Source organism: Amycolatopsis arida (assembly GCF_900115565.1).
Lineage (GTDB): Bacteria > Actinomycetota > Actinomycetes > Mycobacteriales > Pseudonocardiaceae > Yuhushiella > Yuhushiella arida.
Window position 1 is genome coordinate 1 of record NZ_FOWW01000006.1, and the last position, 17111, is coordinate 17111.

A 17111-nucleotide genomic window follows, 5' to 3' on the forward strand; every position below is an offset into this window, starting at 1 on the left:
CCACCGGCAGCCAACACGACGACACCACCGGCCAACACGGCGACGCCACCGGCCAACACACCGCCACCGGCAGCCAACACGACGACACCACCGGCGAACACGGCGACGCGGCCAGCGAACACGGCGGCGCAGCCTGCGGGCGGCTGGGCAACACGGTGCCTGACCGGTGAGTATGCCGGGTCGGGCGCCGGGTTACCGCTGGCGGGCGAGGCCCTCCTCGACGGCGGTGATGAGGCGGGGGCGCAGCTCGGCGGGGCGGATGATCGCGTCGACCGAACCGACCTCGACGGCGCGCTGGATGCTGTGCACCGCGTCGAACGCGGCGGCCACCTCACCCACCTTCTCCGCCCGCACCGCGGCCCGCACGTCGGCCAGCCGGGTGGTCAGCTCCACCCGCTCCGCGCCGGTCGCCGCGGCGACCCGGTCCTGCAGCTCGCGCACCCGCGGGTCCTCGGCGGTGCGGGTGTTCACCTCACCGGCGAACACCACCGCCGCCGCCGGCGCGCCGCCGATCACCGACGCGAACGACCCCTCCACGGCCAGCACCGTCATGTTCGGGTTCAGCGCCTTGGAGAACACCACGAACGCCCCGCCGTGGTACCGGGACACCACGCAGAACACGATCGGACCGCGGAAGTTCACGATCGCCCTGCCGATCTCGGCGCCGTACTCCAGCTGCAGCTTGCGCATCGACTCCGGCGACCCGTCGAACCCGGACAGGTTGGCCAGCACCACCAGCGGCCGGTTCCCGCTGGCCGCGTTGATCGCCCGCGCCACCTTCTTCGACGACCGGGGGAACAGCGTCCCCGCGGTGTAGGTGTCCGGTCCGTCGGTGGGCGGGAACCCGCGACGGGGCACCGACCGCGACTCGATCCCCACCAGGCACACCGGATACCCGCCGAGGTGCACGTCCTGCACCACGGCCGTCTCGGCGTCGGCCATCCCGGCCCAGCGCTCCAGCACCGGGTGGTCGGCGTCGGCGACCGCCCGCATCAGCGTCCGGATGTCGAACGCCTTCTTGCGGTCCGGGTTCGCCTCCTTCGAGAAGATCTCGCCGACCGTGCCGAAGTCGCTGCCGACCACGGCGTGCGGGTGGTCCGAGACGTCCCGGTCCCGCGGGTCGGTGGTCTCCGCCCTGCGCGGGCCCGGCTCCCCCGGCACCACGTAGGTGTGGTCGTAGTGCGCCATCAGCACGTCACGGGCACCGACGAGGTCGGGCGCCCAGTACTGCGCCTGCCCGTTCGGTCCCATCACCCGGTCGTATCCGCCGATGCCGAAGTTGTCCTCGGCCGAGACCCCGCCGGAGAAGTCCAGCGACTGCTTGCCGGTCAGCACCATCGCCGAGTCCGGCGTCATCACCAGGATGCCCCTAGTGTGCATGAGCATCGTGGCCTCGGCGTTCCAGTACGGCTGGGCGCCGACGTTGATGCCGGCCACCACGATGTTGATCTCGCCGCCGTCCTGGGTGAACCGCACGATCCGCTTCAGCGCCGCGGCCACCCAGTCCATGTTCTCCGTGCCGGAGTCCATCGAGATCCGCGCACCGGCGGACAGCGCGAACCACTCCACCGGCACCCGCATTCGCTCGGCGAGGTCCAGCGCGGCGATCACCCGCGCGCACTCGGGCTCGGCCAGCGCGCCCAGCGCCTTGGTGGGGTCGCCGAACAGCACCACCCTGGTGACGCCCTCCGGGTACCGCGCGGTAGGCGTGCGGATCACCCCGGCGACGATGCCGGCGGTGTTCCGCCCCTTCGGCCGGTCCACCGGCACCAGCGCGCCGGTGCCGTCCAGGTCGTGCTCGACGAACGACCCCTCCGGCCCGGTGAGCATCCCGACCAGATGGTAGGGGTAGACGGTGTCCCGGCGCCGCGCGCGCAACACCTTCTGCCCGTAGTCGTCGAGCGGCTGGATCAGCTCGGTCGACGGCGTCGTCACCGACAGCCGGACGCCGGCGCCGACGTCGTAGGAGATGCGCACCGCCACGTCGCGCAACTCGCCGGTGGCGTGGTCGCGCTGCCGGCCGAGGAACTGCACCTCCTCGAGGCCGGCCCCCGCGGTGGTCGGCACCACGCGCTGGGCGACGGCGTTGAGCTCGGCCATCGACAGCTCGCTCGGCGGCCACACGTAGATGACGATCCGGTTGGTGTCGAACCGCTTCTTCGCCGGCCGGCGGGCCTGCACCGTGCGGATCGCGTCGAGGCAGGCATCGAGCGTGCCCTCCACCGCCGGCAGCGCGAGCAGCCGCCCCTCCGAGTCGCGCAGCGGTGTCAGGTCCCGCACCTGCGCCATCGCCACCAAGCGCTCGTCCGCCGGATTCCGCGGTGCCACGCAGCGGAACAGGTACACGTCCTCGTCGGCCGACGGCAGCCGGGTGAGGTCGAAGTCGGCCAGCCGGCGCAGCTGCAGCCGCTGCGCGATGAGCGGGTGCAGGCCGCGGATCAGCCGTTCCTCGGCCAGTCCGGTGGACGAGGGCCGGAAGGTGAAGTGGTGGTGCATCGCGGCCCCGCTGCGGCCGGCGACGGTGGCGGTCACCCGCCGCACCTGGCCGGGCAGCGGCACCTCGGCGAGCACCGCGCGCAGCCGCGCGGCCATCGCGTCCTCATCCTCGGGCTGGTCGGCCCAGGTCAGGTAGACGTCGGCGACGAGGTCCGCCGGCGCCGAGACCTCAGCGGCCTCGCCATTCATCTCGCCGGCCGCCTCGCCCACGGCCCGCAGCGCGTCGGCCAGCCCGGCGAAGTCCGCGGCGATGGAGACCAGCCGCAGCCGCCTCCCCTCGAGGTCGTACTCGGCAGTGACGCAGGCCCGGCCGGCGACCCGGCGGACCCGGACGTCCTCCAGCACCCGGTCGCGGTAGTAGCGGCGGCTCATCACCTCCAGCAGCGGGCCGAGGTCGGCGCCGGGCCGGCCGATCCGCTGGCCGAGCACCCGCACCAGCGGCTCCGGGCTGGCCACCATCTCGGCGATCCGCTCGGCGCGGTCCGGCGCGTCCGGGTGCTCGTCCAGGTAACGCAGGTGCCGGCGCACGTTCGCGTAGATCTCCGCGCGGTTGCGCCGCAGCAGCGGCTGGGCGAACCAGCGGAACACCACGCTGCGGGCGAGGTCGCCGACCGTGGGGAAGCGCAGCTGGGTCGCGGTGACGAGGTGCTCCAGCGCGTGGCCCGCGGTCTCGGCGTGGCCGTTGCCCGGCGGCGGCTCGGTGAGCCACTGCTGCAGCAGCGCGGTGATCACCGCGACGTCGGTGGCGGCGCGCTGCTGGGCGAGGAAGATCCGGAACACGGCCTCCTCGAGCTCGGGGCTGCGGTCGAGGTCGGTGACGCCGTAGTGGCCCAGCGCCCGCCCCAGCCGCTGCTGGAACGTCTCGGACAGCCCGGCCCGCTCCACGTCGAGGCTCTGCAGGTAGGTGTGGAAGTACTCGCGCGGGCTGTGCACCCGGATGTCAGCCTGGGTCTCCTCCCCTGCCGGCCGGTTGCGGCTCAGCTCGGACAGGTCGGCGAACACCCGCAGCAGCTCCACCTCGCCCTCCACCGGTCGGCGGCCGGCGGCGGTCAGTTCGGCGCGGGCGGCGAGGTAGGCGGTGAGCGCCCTGCTCTCGTCGTGCGGGTCGACGTCGAAGCCCAGCAGCCGGCCGCGCAGGTCGGCCAGCGCGCGGCCGGCCCGGTCCTCGGCCGACATGCCGTCGGGCTCGGGCGGCAGCTCCAGGTCCGCCGCCTCGGCGGCGGGGCCCGACTCGGCGGCGTCGTCCTCGAGCGGCTCGAGGCGCAGCAGTGGGGCGCCGGTCTCCACCTGGCTGCCCACCGACACCGGCCGCTCCCGCAGCACCGCCCGGAACGGCGCGCGGAGCACGGTCTCCATCTTCATGCTCTCCAGCACCAGTACGGGCGCGCCGGACTCGACCTCGGCGCCGACCTCCACCGGCGTGGCCACCACGAGCGCCGGCGCCGGGGAGCGGACCACGCCGCCCTCGTCCCGGGAGATCCGGTGGGTGACGCCGTCGACCTCGACCACGTGGATCGGGCCGGAGGTGCCGGTGACCAGCCGGAAGCGCCGGCCGTGCGCGAGCAGCTGGCCGGAGCTGGCGTCGAACCGCTCGACCTCCACGTCCATCGGGCGCACCTGGCCGTGGTCGACGATGCCCACCCGGAACCGACGCGGCCCGGTGCGGGCGACGGTCACCCGGTAGGTCGCGCCGCGCAGCTTGAGGTCGATGGGTCGGCCGCTCTCGTGCTGCACCTGCGGCCGGCCACCGTAGGCGGTGGAGAACAGGCGCTGCCGCTCGCCGCGCTCCTCCTCCTCGTAGGCCTCGATGGCGGCGGCGGCCAGCGCGATCCCCGAGTGCCGCGACGACACCAGTCGTCGCCCCTCGCTCCGCACCCGGTCGATCCAGCCGGTGTCGGCCGTTCCGGCGACGACCTCCCGCTGGTCCAGCAGGTCCAGCAGGAAACTCTTGTTGGTGGTGCCGCCGTCGATCAGCACCGTGGTCTCGGCGACCGCGCGGCGCAGCCGGGCCAGCGCCTCGTCGCGGGTGCGGCCGTAGGCGATGATCTTGGCGATCATCGAGTCGAAGTCGGCCGGGATGGTGTCGCCCTCGCTCACCCCGGTGTCGACCCGGATGCCGGGTCCGGCCGGCAGGACGAGCCGGCTGATCCGCCCCGGCGCGGGGGCGAAGTCGCGGTCGGGGTCCTCGGCGTTGAGCCGGGCCTCCACCGCGTGCCCGATCTCCGCGGGAGGCGCGCCCTCCAGCCGACCGCCGGCCGCCACGTGCAGCTGCGCCTTGACCAGGTCGGCACCGGTGGTGGCCTCGGTGATCGGGTGCTCGACCTGCAGCCGGGTGTTGACCTCGAGGAAGGCGAACAGCCGCTCGCCAGGGTGGTAGAGGAACTCGACGGTGCCCGCGCCGCGGTAGCCGACGGCCAGCGCCAACCGCTCGGCGGCGGCCTTGAGCTCGGCGGCCTGCTCGGCGGACAGCACCGGCGAGGCGGACTCCTCGATGATCTTCTGGTTGCGCCGCTGCACCGAGCAGTCCCGTACGCCGAGCGCCCAGGCGGTGCCCTGGCCGTCGGCGATCACCTGCACCTCGACGTGCCGGGCGCCGGTGACCAGCCGCTCCAGGAACACCACGCCGCTGCCGAAGGCCCGCGCGGCCTCCATGCTGGTGCGCTCGAACGCCTCGCGCAGGTCGTCGTCGCCCGCGACCACCCGGATGCCCCGGCCGCCGCCGCCCGCGGTGGCCTTGAGCATCAGCGGGTAGCCGATCTCCTTGGCCGCGCGCAGCGCCGCGTCGACGTCCTCGACGGCACCCCGGCTCCACGGCGCCACCGGGACGCCGACCTCCTCGGCGATCAGCTTCGCGCCGATCTTGTCACCGAGCTTGCGCATCGCGTCGGGGCTCGGCCCGACGAACGTCACGCCCAGCCGCTCGCACAACTCGGCGAACGCCGGGTCCTCGGCGACGAATCCCCACCCGACCCATGCGGCGTCGGCCCCGGTCTCGCGCAGGGCACGTTCCAGCACGGCCAGGTCGAGATAGGGCCGCGCCGACGCCGGGCCGAGGCAGTAGGCGAGGTCCGCCTCGCGCACGAAGGTGGCGGCGCGGTCGGCGTCGGTGTACAGGGCAATCGTCTCGACGGGCTCGATCCGCTCCGTCCGCTCGGCGTTGAGCTCCCGGACGGCGTGGATCAACCGCATCGCGGCTTCTCCCCGATTCACGATGGCGACACGACTGAACAACGACTTCACGCCTCACAAGTCCGACGAACGCACGACAAACCGGCACGGCTCCCAGGTGCTCGGAATCAGCACGCTCGTCGCCGGCCGGGAGATGCGGGGCGACACGGAACTCCCCAGGTCACGGTCGTCGCCCACACCGCAACACTGTCGGTTACCGGTGGGTCGGGGAACTGTCGCCGGTCACCACGTGTCGTGGCCGCGTTTGTGGGATGTCGCCAAACCAGGCCCGTCACCTCGGGCGACGGCGCCGGCGGTGTGGCCGGGACGATACCCCGACCGCGGGTGGGGTGCGTCTCACGAGCCATGCCGGTCCCCGGTGACCGGCAGCGCCGCCAGGCCGCGGACCAGGGTGCCGGTGCGCCAGGTCAACCGGCTCTCGGGCACGGCGAGACGCAGCCCGGGGAACCGGTCGAGCAGCGCGTCGAGCGCCACCTGGAGCTCGACGGCGGCGAGCCGCGCGCCGGCAGCTCGGCCATGGAGCCGAGCAGCGACTCGACCGGGTGGGTTCCCCGGCGCGCGAGGTCGAAGCGGTCGGAGCGGGGCCGGAGCGGGATCAGAACCGAACGGGAGCGGCGGTGAGCGGCAGCGGCCGGTCGGCCCGGATCGCGGCCGCGGCCTCGGCGAGTCCGGCGATGTCCAGCAGCACGGAGGACTGGCCGTCGGCGGAGCGGCCGAACCCGGCGACCGGCGCGGTGTGGAAGCGGATGTTCTCCTCCGGCACGCCCAGCACCTCCACCAGCAGCGTGCTCAGCCGGTCGACGGACAGGCCGGCGTCGACCGTGAGGTTGCCGGCGACGATCCGCACCACCTCGCGCAGCCGGGCCGGGTCGGTCGTCAGCCGGGCGTCGGCCAGCGTCGACCCGATCGCGCCGAGCAGCATCTGCTGCCGGACGATCCGGTCGAGGTCGCCCTCCGGGAGGCCGTAGCGCTGGCGCAGGAACACCAGCGCCCGCTCGCCGGCGAGCGGGATCGGCCCGGCGGCGAAGTGCTCGCCGGTCAGCGGATCCGTGCTGGCCCGGTCGTTGTCGACGGTCACCCCGCCGAGCGCCGTGGTCAGGTTCCGCACGCCGGTGAAGTCGATGGCCATGGCGTGGTCGACCCGGACGCCGGTGACCGACTCGACGGTCCGCACCGCCAGCGGGACGCCGCCGAAGGCCAGCGAGGCGTTGATCTTGGCGGTGCCCCGACCGGGGATGTCCACCCAGGAGTCGCGGGGCAGCGAGAGCACGTCCACCCGGTCGCGGGCCGCACTGAGGTGCACGAGCATGATCGCGTCGGCGCGCTCACCGGTGACGTCCTCCCTGCCGGCGTCCTCGCCGACCCTGCGGTCGGAACCGAGCAGCAGCAGGGTGACCGGCGTCGAGCCGTCCGCGGCCGGCGACGCCGGCGCGGGCCGGTCCGGCAACCCGGCGAACGCGTCGTCGGGCAGGGTGTGCAGGCCGCCGGCGGCGGTCTCCCGCAGGTGCCACAGGTAGCCCACGCCGGCCAGTACGGCCACGGCGAGCACGGCCACCCCGGTCCGCGCGGCCAGCGTGCCCCACCGCCGGCACGCGACCACCGCCGACTCGGCGGCGGGAAACCGTGCGGCGGGAGGCTGCGCGGCCGGAGACCCGCCGTCCGACTGTGGAGCGTCCGCCATCGTCGGCCACCTCGTCCTCGTGGTCGGCGGGGCCGTCCCGCTCCCGCCGGGCGGCGCGACACGCCACCAGCTGGTTCATCCGCCACCGCCGGCCCGGTATTACACAGTGTCGGACTACCCAGTGCCGGACTACCCAGTGCCGGACTACCCAGTGCCGGATTACCCAGTGCCGGCAGCGGCCCGATCCCGGCCGCCGCGCTCAGCAGAACCCCTCGTCGCGCCAGACGCCCCACTCACCGGTGGTCCCGGGCTCCTCGCCGCGGGTCCACCACTTCGCCGTCCAGTGGTGCCCGCCGTGCGCGACCCGGTCACCGCCGACGTACACGGCCGCCCCGTCCCAGGCCGGTGCGGTGCACCGGCCGGGCTCGCCGGTCCCGGTCCGCCACGGCACCTGCGGCGAGCGGTAGAACTCCAGCCCGAGCCGCTGCCAGCGCGGCGCCTGCGCGCCGAGCCGCTCCCGGAACGACGTCCAGTCGTGCGTGGACCACGGCGACCAGCCCAGCTCCGCGATCACCACCAGCCGAGGGAACGCCAGGTAGTCGAGGTGCGCCGGAGTCTCCACCGTCTCGGTCCACAGTGGAGCCTCCACACCGCGCACGGCCGACTCCGGAACGCCGCTGACGTGGCTGCCCGGGTTCCACTCGTAGGAGTCCCTGACCTCGATGTAGCCGGCCCAGCTCAGCCCGATCGGGGTGCTCGGGTTGTACTTCATGTCCAGGTAGGCCTTGTTCGCCGGGGACATCAGCACCTGGTGGCCGCGCCGCGCCGCGTCCGCCACCTCCGAGTTCGAGGTCGTGGTGCCCCAGTACTGCGGCACGGCCGCGGTGTCCGTGGTGGTCCTGACGAACTCGTGCCACCCCATCGGCCGCTTGCCGTGCTTCTCCACGATCGGCAGCACCCGGTCCATGAACGTCTGGTAGTCGGCGGGCGAGGTGACCTGTGCCTCGTCCCCGCCGATGTGGAGGTACGGCCCCGGGGTGAGCTCGGCCAGCTCGCGCAGCACGTCGTCGACGAACCGGTAGGTGATCTCCTTGCCGACGCACAGCGAGCTGTAGCCCACCGCGATGTCGGTGCGCAGCGGCGGCGCCTCGCCCGAGCAGTTCAGCTCGGCGTAGGAGGCCAGCGCGGCGTTGGTGTGGCCGGGCATGTCGACCTCGGGGATGACGGTGATGTGCCGCGCCGCGGCGTAGGCCACGATCTCCCGGTACTGGTCCTTCGTGTAGTAGCCGCCGGGCCCGCCGCCGACCTGCGTGCTGCCGCCGTAGGTGGCCAGCCGCGGCCAGCTGTCGATCATCAGCCGCCAGCCCTGGTCGTCGGTGAGGTGCAGGTGCAGGTAGTTGACCTTGTAGCGGGCGAGCTGGTCGACGTACCGCTTGACCGTGGCCACCGGGTGGAAGTGCCGGGCCACGTCGAGCATGGCACCGCGATGGGCGAACCGCGGGTGGTCCACGATGCGCGCACCGGGCAGCTCCCACGGGCCCGGCTGCGCGGTCGCGCTCTCGACCTTCGGCGGCAGGAGCTGGCGCAGGGTCTGCACGCCGGCGAACAGGCCGGCCGGCTGGCGGGCGCGCAGCACGACGGTGTCGGCCGTGACGTCGAGCTGGTAGCCCTGGTCGCCCACCCGGGAGTCGGCGCCGGACAGCAGCAGGGTGATCCCTGCCCGCGGCGGTGTCGCCGGGGCGTCGGCGATCGGCAGGGCGAACCCGGTCGGCGGACGCAGCATCTCGGCCAGCCGGTCGGCGACGCCGCGCGCGGCCGGTGAGCCGGGCTGGACGTGGATCGTGGTGTCGGCGGTCAGCACGTGGGTGACCCCGGCCGTGGGCTGGACCGACACCGGGGCCGGCACGAGGTCGGCCAGCGCCTGCGCCGTCGAGGTGGAGGCGACCGGGGCGGGTGCCGCCCATGTCGGAGACGTCCCCGCCGCCGCGGTGCCGCCGGCCAGCAGGCCGGCCGTGGCGGTCAGCGCGACGAGCGCCCGCCTCGGACAGGCCCATCCACGCCGCGCCGTTCGTCCTGCCCGTCCCGTCACCGCCGCCTCCTCGCGCTCGGGTGGCCCGGATCACGCCACGGCGCGATGCTGCCACCCGGAAGCGAGAAGGTCTAGACCAATGCGTCGAACCGAGATCGGACTCCGGCCTTCCGGTGGTGCCGGTTCCGCCGGCCGCGACCACCTGGTGCGCCGGCCGGCCCGCGACGGTCGTCGGTCAGCAGCTCACCCGGGCATCGGCCCAGTCGCCGAGGTCGTCGGGCACGAAGTCGCCGCCGTCGGCGAGCACCAGCCGCAGCGTCTCGGCTCCCCGCAGCGGCACGTCCACCGGCACCGGCGGCGCGCCCGGCACGCGCGGACCGCTGTCGTGGCGCAGCCGGCCGTCGGTCCACACCTGGAACACCACGCTCCCCCGTGGCCCGGCGACGTCGTCGAGGCCGACGACCGCGCGGAACCGGTCGCACCGGCCGCCGAGGTGGTAGACCTGCTCGGAGTGCGCGTGCCCGCCGAGGCCCTTCGCGTACACCCGGCCGCCGAGGGTGATCGGGCCACCGTCACCCGGCTCGGGTCCGCCGTTGCTCCGGTCCCGCTCCACCGGGCCGACCCAGTTGAACGACCGCAGCGGCGTGCCGTCGCTGAGGTAGCCACTCGCCGGGGGCGGCTCCGCCGGCGTGACGTGCACGGGCTCGACCGCGGTGCGCCGGACCTCGCTCGGGCCGGCGCGGTAGCCGAGCTCGGCGCGCAGCTCGTGCGCGCTGCCCAGCTCGGCGTCGGCCGGCACGGCGACGATCCACCGCCCGGTGACCGTGCCACCCGGCGGGACGGTGGCCGGCACGGGCGCGACCGGCCGCACCTCCCACCCGGGTGGCACGGTCAGGTCCACGGCCACCCGCTCCAGCGGCCGGCCGGCGGCACCGTCCACCGTGGTGACATCCACGGTGTCGTTCTCGACGGCGACCTCGACGGTGGCGGTGCTCCCGGGGTCGAGGAACCCGCGCTCGGGTCGCACGGTCAGCCGGGACAGCAGCGTGTCGTCGAGGCAGCCGCCCCGCTCGGCCGGGCACAGCAGCACCACGGCGCCGCCGTGCTCGGCGGCCGGCACGGTGAGCCGGGTGCCGGCCTCGACCGTCCTGCGCTCCACCTCGAGGTCGTCGAGGCCAGTACCGGGAGTGTCGCGGACGATGTCGGCGACGTAGCGCCGGCCCGGTTCGAGGAAGTCGAGCGGGATCCGCAGGTCGGCGGGTTGTCCGGCGCGGATCGCGCCGACGAACCAGTCCCGGCCGGCACGGCGGGCGACGGTGGCCGACTCGCCGGGCATGCCGTCGACGAGGCGGGTCTCGTCCCAGGCGGTGGGCAGCCGGCGTAGCACCGCCTCGACGACGCCCCTGCTGTCGTAGCTCTCGACGCCGTCGGCCGGGTGCTGCCAGCCCGACTCGTAGACCACGGCGAGCGCGAGCTCGTGCCCGGCGCTGGTCTCCCGCTGTGCCGAGAAGGTGACCGGGGTGTAGTCCATGGGGCCCACGACGTTGCGGGTGAACGGCAACATCACGTTGTGCCGCGGGGTGAGGTAGCCGAAGTGGTAGTCCTCGGCGCCGCGGACCCCCTCCATGGTCAGCACGTGCGGCCAGGTGCGCTCGACGCCGCGCGGGACGGTGGAGCCGTGGAAGTTCACCGCGAGCCGGTGCTCGGCGGTGGCCGCCAGGACGTCGTCGTACCAGCGCATCCGGTCCTGGCTGTCGGAGTCCATGAAGTCGATCTTCACGCCGGCCACGCCCCAGGACTTCCACCGGGCGAGCAGGGTGTCCCGCTCGGCCGGGGTGTCGAGGTCGGTCCACCGCGCCCACAGCAGCACCCCCACGCCCCGGCGCGCGGCGTAGTCGACGAAACCGGGCATCCACTCCGGACTCCAGCCCTCGTCGACCAGCACGTACTCCCAGCCCTCCTCGGCGGCGTGGTCGACGTAGTCCCGCTGCCGCCGCTCGTCGCGCGGGCTGCTCCCCTCCGACCACCACGACCACGCCACCCTGCCGGGCCGCACCCAGTCCGGGATCGGGAAGCGCGCGTCCTGGGCGAGGTCGGTGACCAGGTCGGTGCGCACGATGTCGGCCAGCCCGCCGACCACGGCCACCCGCCACGGCGTGGCCAGCGGCAGCGCCGAGCGCACCCCGCCGTCCGGGAACGCCACCCGGAAGTGCCCGGCCGCACCGGTGGGTCGCAGGTGCGCGGCGGCATATCGCCCATCCACATCGGACTCACTGACCAGCGCCCATGCTCCTCCCGGCACCCGGAACAGCGCGGGGAACTGGTACGGCACGTCCTCGACGGCCCGCACGTCGAGTCGGTCGTAGAGGTTCTCGTAGTTGGCCCGGTGCTCGGCCGCCCACATCGTCGTCGCCGCCGGGAACCGGAACGAGCTGGCCTCCGCCAGCACCCGCACCGGGCCGGCACCGGGTAGCCGGTAGCGGTAGCCGACGCCGTCGTCGAACACGCGCACCTCAACCTCGAGGCGCTGCCCGCTCGGGTGACGGAAGGCGATGCTCAGCTCCCGCGCGGTGTCCCGGTGCCGCCGGCGCTTGCCCACCGCCGTCTCGTACCGCTCGTGCACCCAGGCCAGGCGCGCCCCTTCCGGGCGCAGGTCGCGGGTGAGGTCGGCCCGCTCGGTGCGCACCCCCAGGTCGGCCGACAGCACCTCACCGTGCCGGGTCCGCACGGCCAGCCGCAGCGTGCCGGCGCGGGCGTCCCGGTGCACCTCGGCGGCCAGCGTCCCGGACACCGAGCGGACTGCCCATCCTCCGGTGCCGGCCCACACCGGAGGCGGCGCCAGCCCGACCACGAGGACCACCCCGAGGAATGCCACGCTCCACGACCGCATGCCCTGGCCTCCCTGCCGTGGCTCGCCACCGGGTCACCCCGATGGCCCAGACCCGGGAAGTTTCCCACCTGTGGGGAAGTCGTGGCCAGAGCTCACCGGGTCACTGGAGGTAGGATCCGACCTCGTCGGTGGGGCGTGCCTTCGCCTGGTCGGGATCCTCGCCGAACTCGGCGCGGGCCCGCCGCTGCCGGAGCAGGTCCCAGCACTGGTCGAGCCGCCGCTCCAGATCGCGCAGCCGCTCCCGCCCCTCGGCGTCGAGCCCCTCGCCGGTGGCCCTGGCGCGCAGCTCCCGCTCCTCGGCGACCAGCCGGTCGATCGTCGCCATGAAGTCCTCGTCGGCCATCGGTCCTCCCCATCGGCATCGCGGTAGGCGTCTCCCGCCAGTGTCCCCGCCCGTTCGTAGAATCGCCGGATGGCCGCACCCGACACGGCGACGACCGGGACCACCGACGACAGCGAGGCGCTGCGCGTGCTGCGGCGCGTGTTCGGCTACGACGCCTTCCGCGGGCAGCAGGAGGCGGTCGTCGAGCACGTGGTCGGCGGCGGGGACGCGCTGGTGCTCATGCCCACCGGCGGCGGCAAGTCGCTGTGCTACCAGGTGCCGGCGCTGGCCCGGCCGGGCACCGGGGTGGTGATCTCCCCGCTCATCGCGCTCATGCAGGACCAGGTGGACGCGCTGCGCGACCTGGGCGTGCGGGCCGGCTTCCTCAACTCGACGCAGGACGTCGAGCAGCGCCGCGCGGTGGAGAAGTCCCTGCTCGACGGCGAGCTGGACCTGCTCTACCTGGCGCCGGAGCGGCTGCGGGCCGAGTCGACGCCGCGGCTGCTGGACCGGGCCAAGCTCGCGCTGTTCGCCATTGACGAGGCGCACTGCGTGTCCCAGTGGGGCCACGACTTCCGGCCGGACTACCTCGAGCTGTCCGCGCTGCGGGAACGCTGGCCGGACGTGCCCAGGATCGCGTTGACCGCCACGGCGACCGAGGCGACCCGCGCGGAGATCGCCACCCGGTTGGGCCTCACCGGCGCGCGGCACTTCGTGGCCAGCTTCGACCGGCCGAACATCCAGTACCGGATCGTGCCGAAGAGCGAGCCCAAGCGGCAGCTGCTGGAGCTGCTGCGCACCGAGCACGTCGGCGACGCCGGGATCGTGTACTGCCTGTCCAGGGCGTCGGTGGAGAAGCACGCGGCGTGGCTGGTGGAGAACGGGATCACCGCGCTGCCCTACCACGCCGGGCTGGACGCCCGCACCCGCGCGACCAACCAGGCGCGGTTCCTGCGCGAGGACGGGCTGGTCATGGTCGCGACCATCGCGTTCGGCATGGGCATCGACAAGCCCGACGTGCGGTTCGTGGCGCACCTGGACCTGCCGAAGTCGGTGGAGGGCTACTACCAGGAGACGGGGCGGGCCGGCCGGGACGGGCTGCCGTCGACGGCGTGGCTGGCGTACGGGCTGCAGGACGTGGTGCAGCAGCGCAAGCTGATCGAGACCTCCGAGGGCGACGACGCGCACCGCCGGCAGCTCGGCCGGCACCTGGACGCCATGCTCGCGCTCTGCGAGACGGTCGAGTGCCGCCGGGTCCAGCTGCTGGCCTACTTCGGGGAGCGGGCCGAGCCGTGCGGCAACTGCGACACGTGCCTGACCCCACCGGAGTCGTGGGACGGCACGGTGGCCGCGCAGAAGCTGCTGTCCACGGTCGTGCGGCTGAAGCGGGAGCGGGGGCAGAAGTTCGGGGCCGGGCAGATCATCGACATCCTGCTCGGCCGGCGCACCGCGAAGGTCACCCAGCACGGCCACGACACACTGTCGGTGTTCGGGGTGGGCGCGGAGCTGGACGAGGGCGAGTGGCGCGGCGTGGTGCGCCAGCTGCTGGCGCGGGGGCTGCTCGCCGTGGAGGGCGACTACGGCACGGTGGTGCTCACCGACGCCAGCGCCGAGGTGCTGTTCCAGGGGCGGACGGTGCGGCTGCGGCGGGAGCCGAAGCGCCCCGCGCGGACCGCGGCGGCGCCCAAGGCCCGGCGGGCGGCCGTGGAGCTGCCCGCGGCGGCGGTGCCGGTGTTCGAACGGCTACGGGCGTGGCGGGCCGCCACCGCCAGGGAGCAGGGCGTGCCGGCCTACGTCATCTTCCACGACGCCACGTTGCGACAGATCGCGCTGGACGCGCCCGGCACGCTCGCCGAGCTCGGCGCGGTGAACGGCGTCGGGGAGAGCAAACTCGCCAAGTACGGGGAGCAGATCCTGCGCACCCTCGCCGAGGACTGAGCGGCCCCCGGTCGGCGGACCTCGGACTCGTGGTCAGGCGGCCCGGCACAGGTCCCGCATCTCCTGCCGTCGCTGGAAGCCGGCCGACCGGTAGGTGGCGACGGCGCCGACGTTGGCGCTCGGCGTGTAGACGACCGCGCTCGACGAGCCCAGCTCCTGGAGCGCGGCCGCCGCGGCGACGGTGATCGCCCTGCCGTAGCCGTGACCGCGATGGTTCCGGTGCACGCCCATCGGCTCGACCAACCCGGGCTTGCCCGGACCGGCCGACCACACCGTCACCGCCGCCACCGCGTTGCCCAGGTCGTCGTGGGCGACCAGGCACCGGGCGTCGGCGTACGGCAGGCCGGCCGCCATGGCGTGCCAGTGCTCGTCGGTGAAGGTCGACCCGTCGAACGAGGCCCGCTGGACGGCGGTCCGCACGTGCGCCCGCTCCGGCCCGATCACCTCGATCCGCACGCCCGGGTCCTGCACCGGCTCCGTGAGGTCGCGGCGCAGCGGCGTCCACGGCTCGCCGGCGTCCCAGCCGCCCTCGACCAGCAGGTCGTGGACCAACGCGCTCCGCGGCACTTCGACTGACGCCGTCCCCGCGCCCAGTACGCCGCGCTCGGGCTCGGTCACGTCGTCGGCCAGCTGCCGAGCCAGCTCCTCGTCCCGCCGAGCATCGGGTGCGGTCGTCAGCCGCAGCAGCTCGGGACCGTCCAGCAGCCCGATGGCGAGGATCCGCCCGTCCCGGCTCCAGGTCCGGACCGCCGCGGCCGTCGCCTCCGCACTGAAGCGCCAGAACCAGCCCAGGTCCCCGGGATGCAGCTGCATCGGCGCCCCGTCGTACTGCCATTCCCGCAGCACGCCCACGGCCTCGCTCAACCCGTCGGCTCCCGGGGTGCCCATCGTGATCGCCACAGCCCCGATCCCACACCATCGCGTCGACGGCCCGCATCCGGTTTTCGGCCGGCCGGCGTGGTGGCGGTGTCGAACGGGACGCCGGCAGGTAGCGTCCGGTGGATCAGGTTGGGCTGGTGGAGGATGAGTCGTCCCCGTGCGGCCTGGTGGGGCTTTGGCAACCTCTACGAGGCGAGCGCGCCGCTGTCCTCGGCACGGCTGCGGCGGTCGGTACCGGATTCCTGGTCAGCACGGTCAATCCGACGTTCCGCGATCCCCTGGCGAGCGTGGCCAGCGTGCGCGCTGCGGTGCTGGTGTGTGTTGCGCTGCTCGTAGCGTTCGGGATCCAGACGACGTGTCGAAGACCACGCCGAGACCCACGGGACGCGGCCTAGGAGGCGCGGAGGAGCTCGCGCTCAGGGAGCGCGACGCAGGCGCAGCCGCCGTCGATCTCGGCGCAGTCGATGGTGAGGAAGTGTCGAGGCTCGTCCGCGTCGGGGCACGCGGGGTCGGTGCACTCGACGAACCCGTCGGCGTGCAGCACGAGGGTGCCGTGGCAGTGGTCGATGCCGCCGGTGCAGCGCGGGCACTCCATGACCGTTCCACCCTTCCGCGAGCCGTTCTCGAGCGGTTCTCGAGCTCGACCTGAGTCGCGGCTACTTCCTACCACCGGCGGCCGACAGGGTGTGGGACGCCCATCCCGGCGTGTCGGCTCCGTTCGTTCCGGCACCGCACCGTTCGAGGCGTGCCCGCCGCGCACGATGCTCCGGTCGCTCGGCGCTCCGGCCCAGCCGGCTCATGGCGCGAGGGGCGGTCAGGCGCTCCTGTCGGTCCGGCGGCCGCGGGTGGGCTTCTTCGCCGGCTTGTCGGCGGCCTTGGTCGTGGTGCTCTTCGTGGTGCTCTTCGTGGCGCGCTTCGCCGGGGTCTTGCGGGGGGCCGAGGGCGTGCGCGACTTCTTGGCCTCGCTGACGCTGGCCTCCAGCGCGGCCATCAGGTCGACCACCTCCGCCTTCACACCGGCCGTGCGCGGCTTGGTGGTCTCCTTGCCGGCCACCTTCGCCTCGATCAGCGACTCGAGCGCCTCGCGGTAGCTGTCGTGGTACTTGTCCGGCTCGAACACGGGCTCGGACAGCGAGTCGATGAGCGAGCCGGCCATGGTGAGCTCCTGCGGCCGGACCTGCGGCGAGTCCTCGCGCAGGAACGCGAAGTCGGGTGCGCGCACCTCGTCCGGCCACAGCATGGTGGTCATCACCAGCACGTCGCTGACCACCCGCAGCACGGCGAGCGACTCGCGCTGCCGGATGGCCACCTTGGCGATCGCGACGTGCCCGGACTTGTGCAGCGCGTCGCGGAGCAGGACGTAGGGCTTGGCGGCGGACTTCTGCGGCTCGAGGTAGTACGTCTTGTCGTAGTAGATCGGGTCGATCGACTCCAGCGGCACGAACTCCAGCACGTCGATCGCCCGGGAGGTGGACAGCGGCAGCTCGGCGAGGTCGTCGTCGGTGAGGATGACCATCTCACCGTCGGAGAGCTCGTACCCCTTGGCGATCTCGGCGTAGGGCACCTCCTTGTCCTCGACCGAGCAGAACCTCCGGTACTGGATCCGCCCGCCGTCGGCCTCGTGCACCTGGCGCAGCGACACGCTCTTGTTCTCGGTGGCGGCGTACAGCTGGATCGGGATGGTCACCAGGCCGAACGACACCGAGCCCTTCCACATCGCGCGCATCGCCGTCCACCTCCGACATTC

General features: G+C 73.8%; 10 protein-coding genes. 1 reads left to right on the forward strand and 9 read right to left on the reverse strand.

Annotated elements, in window-relative coordinates:
• Positions 1–192: 192 nt before the first annotated feature.
• The 6 genes from BM051_RS17635 to BM051_RS17655 form a co-directional block, all read right to left on the reverse strand.
• A complete protein-coding gene (locus BM051_RS17635; RefSeq protein WP_092532050.1) occupies positions 193–5727 on the reverse strand; it encodes an ATP-binding protein in 5535 nt (1844 codons plus the stop codon).
• Positions 5728–6021: 294 nt separating this feature from the next.
• Positions 6022–6159: a hypothetical protein gene (locus BM051_RS28540; protein WP_177216961.1), complete on the reverse strand. Its 138-nt coding sequence runs from the start codon at positions 6157–6159 to the stop codon at positions 6022–6024.
• 121 nt (positions 6160–6280) lie between these two features.
• Entirely contained in the window at positions 6281–7366 is a 1086-nt protein-coding gene (locus tag BM051_RS17640; RefSeq protein ID WP_092531342.1) for an LCP family protein, read from the reverse strand.
• A gap of 199 nt (positions 7367–7565) precedes the next feature.
• Positions 7566–9329: a family 20 glycosylhydrolase gene (locus BM051_RS17645; RefSeq protein WP_092532053.1), complete on the reverse strand. Its 1764-nt coding sequence runs from the start codon at positions 9327–9329 to the stop codon at positions 7566–7568.
• Between the two features lie 241 nt (positions 9330–9570).
• Positions 9571–12225 carry an NPCBM/NEW2 domain-containing protein gene (locus BM051_RS17650; protein ID WP_092531344.1) on the reverse strand — a complete coding sequence of 885 codons (2655 nt, stop codon included), beginning with the start codon at positions 12223–12225 and terminating at the stop codon, positions 9571–9573.
• Positions 12226–12325: 100 nt separating this feature from the next.
• Positions 12326–12568, reverse strand: coding sequence for a DUF2630 family protein (locus BM051_RS17655; RefSeq protein WP_092531346.1), 243 nt, complete (start codon positions 12566–12568; stop codon positions 12326–12328).
• Between the two features lie 69 nt (positions 12569–12637).
• Between BM051_RS17655 and recQ the strand changes: the two genes are divergently transcribed.
• A complete protein-coding gene (gene recQ / locus BM051_RS17660) occupies positions 12638–14485 on the forward strand; it encodes a DNA helicase RecQ (RefSeq protein ID WP_092531348.1) in 1848 nt (615 codons plus the stop codon).
• A 33-nt stretch (positions 14486–14518) separates the two neighbouring features.
• Here the strand turns inward: recQ and BM051_RS17665 are convergent, their stop codons facing one another.
• The 3 genes from BM051_RS17665 to ku all read right to left on the reverse strand — a co-directional run bounded on the left by BM051_RS17665 (position 14519) and on the right by ku (position 17090).
• A complete protein-coding gene (locus BM051_RS17665) occupies positions 14519–15385 on the reverse strand; it encodes a GNAT family N-acetyltransferase (protein ID WP_092531350.1) in 867 nt (288 codons plus the stop codon).
• A 370-nt stretch (positions 15386–15755) separates the two neighbouring features.
• Positions 15756–15959, reverse strand: coding sequence for a hypothetical protein (locus tag BM051_RS17670; RefSeq protein ID WP_092531352.1), 204 nt, complete (start codon positions 15957–15959; stop codon positions 15756–15758).
• Positions 15960–16178: 219 nt separating this feature from the next.
• Positions 16179–17090: a non-homologous end joining protein Ku gene (gene ku / locus BM051_RS17675; protein ID WP_092531354.1), complete on the reverse strand. Its 912-nt coding sequence runs from the start codon at positions 17088–17090 to the stop codon at positions 16179–16181.
• Positions 17091–17111: the final 21 nt, after the last annotated feature.

Excerpts from the sequence above, each read along its gene's own strand:
- BM051_RS17640 (WP_092531342.1), bottom strand. The coding sequence starts at position 7,366 with ATGGCGGACGCTCCACAGTCGGACGGCGGGTCTCCGGCCGCGCAGCCT.
- BM051_RS17650 (WP_092531344.1), bottom strand. The coding sequence starts at position 12,225 with ATGCGGTCGTGGAGCGTGGCATTCCTCGGGGTGGTCCTCGTGGTCGGG.
- BM051_RS17655 (WP_092531346.1), bottom strand. The coding sequence starts at position 12,568 with ATGGCCGACGAGGACTTCATGGCGACGATCGACCGGCTGGTCGCCGAG.
- recQ (WP_092531348.1), top strand. The coding sequence starts at position 12,638 with ATGGCCGCACCCGACACGGCGACGACCGGGACCACCGACGACAGCGAG.
- BM051_RS17670 (WP_092531352.1), bottom strand. The coding sequence starts at position 15,959 with ATGGAGTGCCCGCGCTGCACCGGCGGCATCGACCACTGCCACGGCACC.
- ku (WP_092531354.1), bottom strand. The coding sequence starts at position 17,090 with ATGCGCGCGATGTGGAAGGGCTCGGTGTCGTTCGGCCTGGTGACCATC.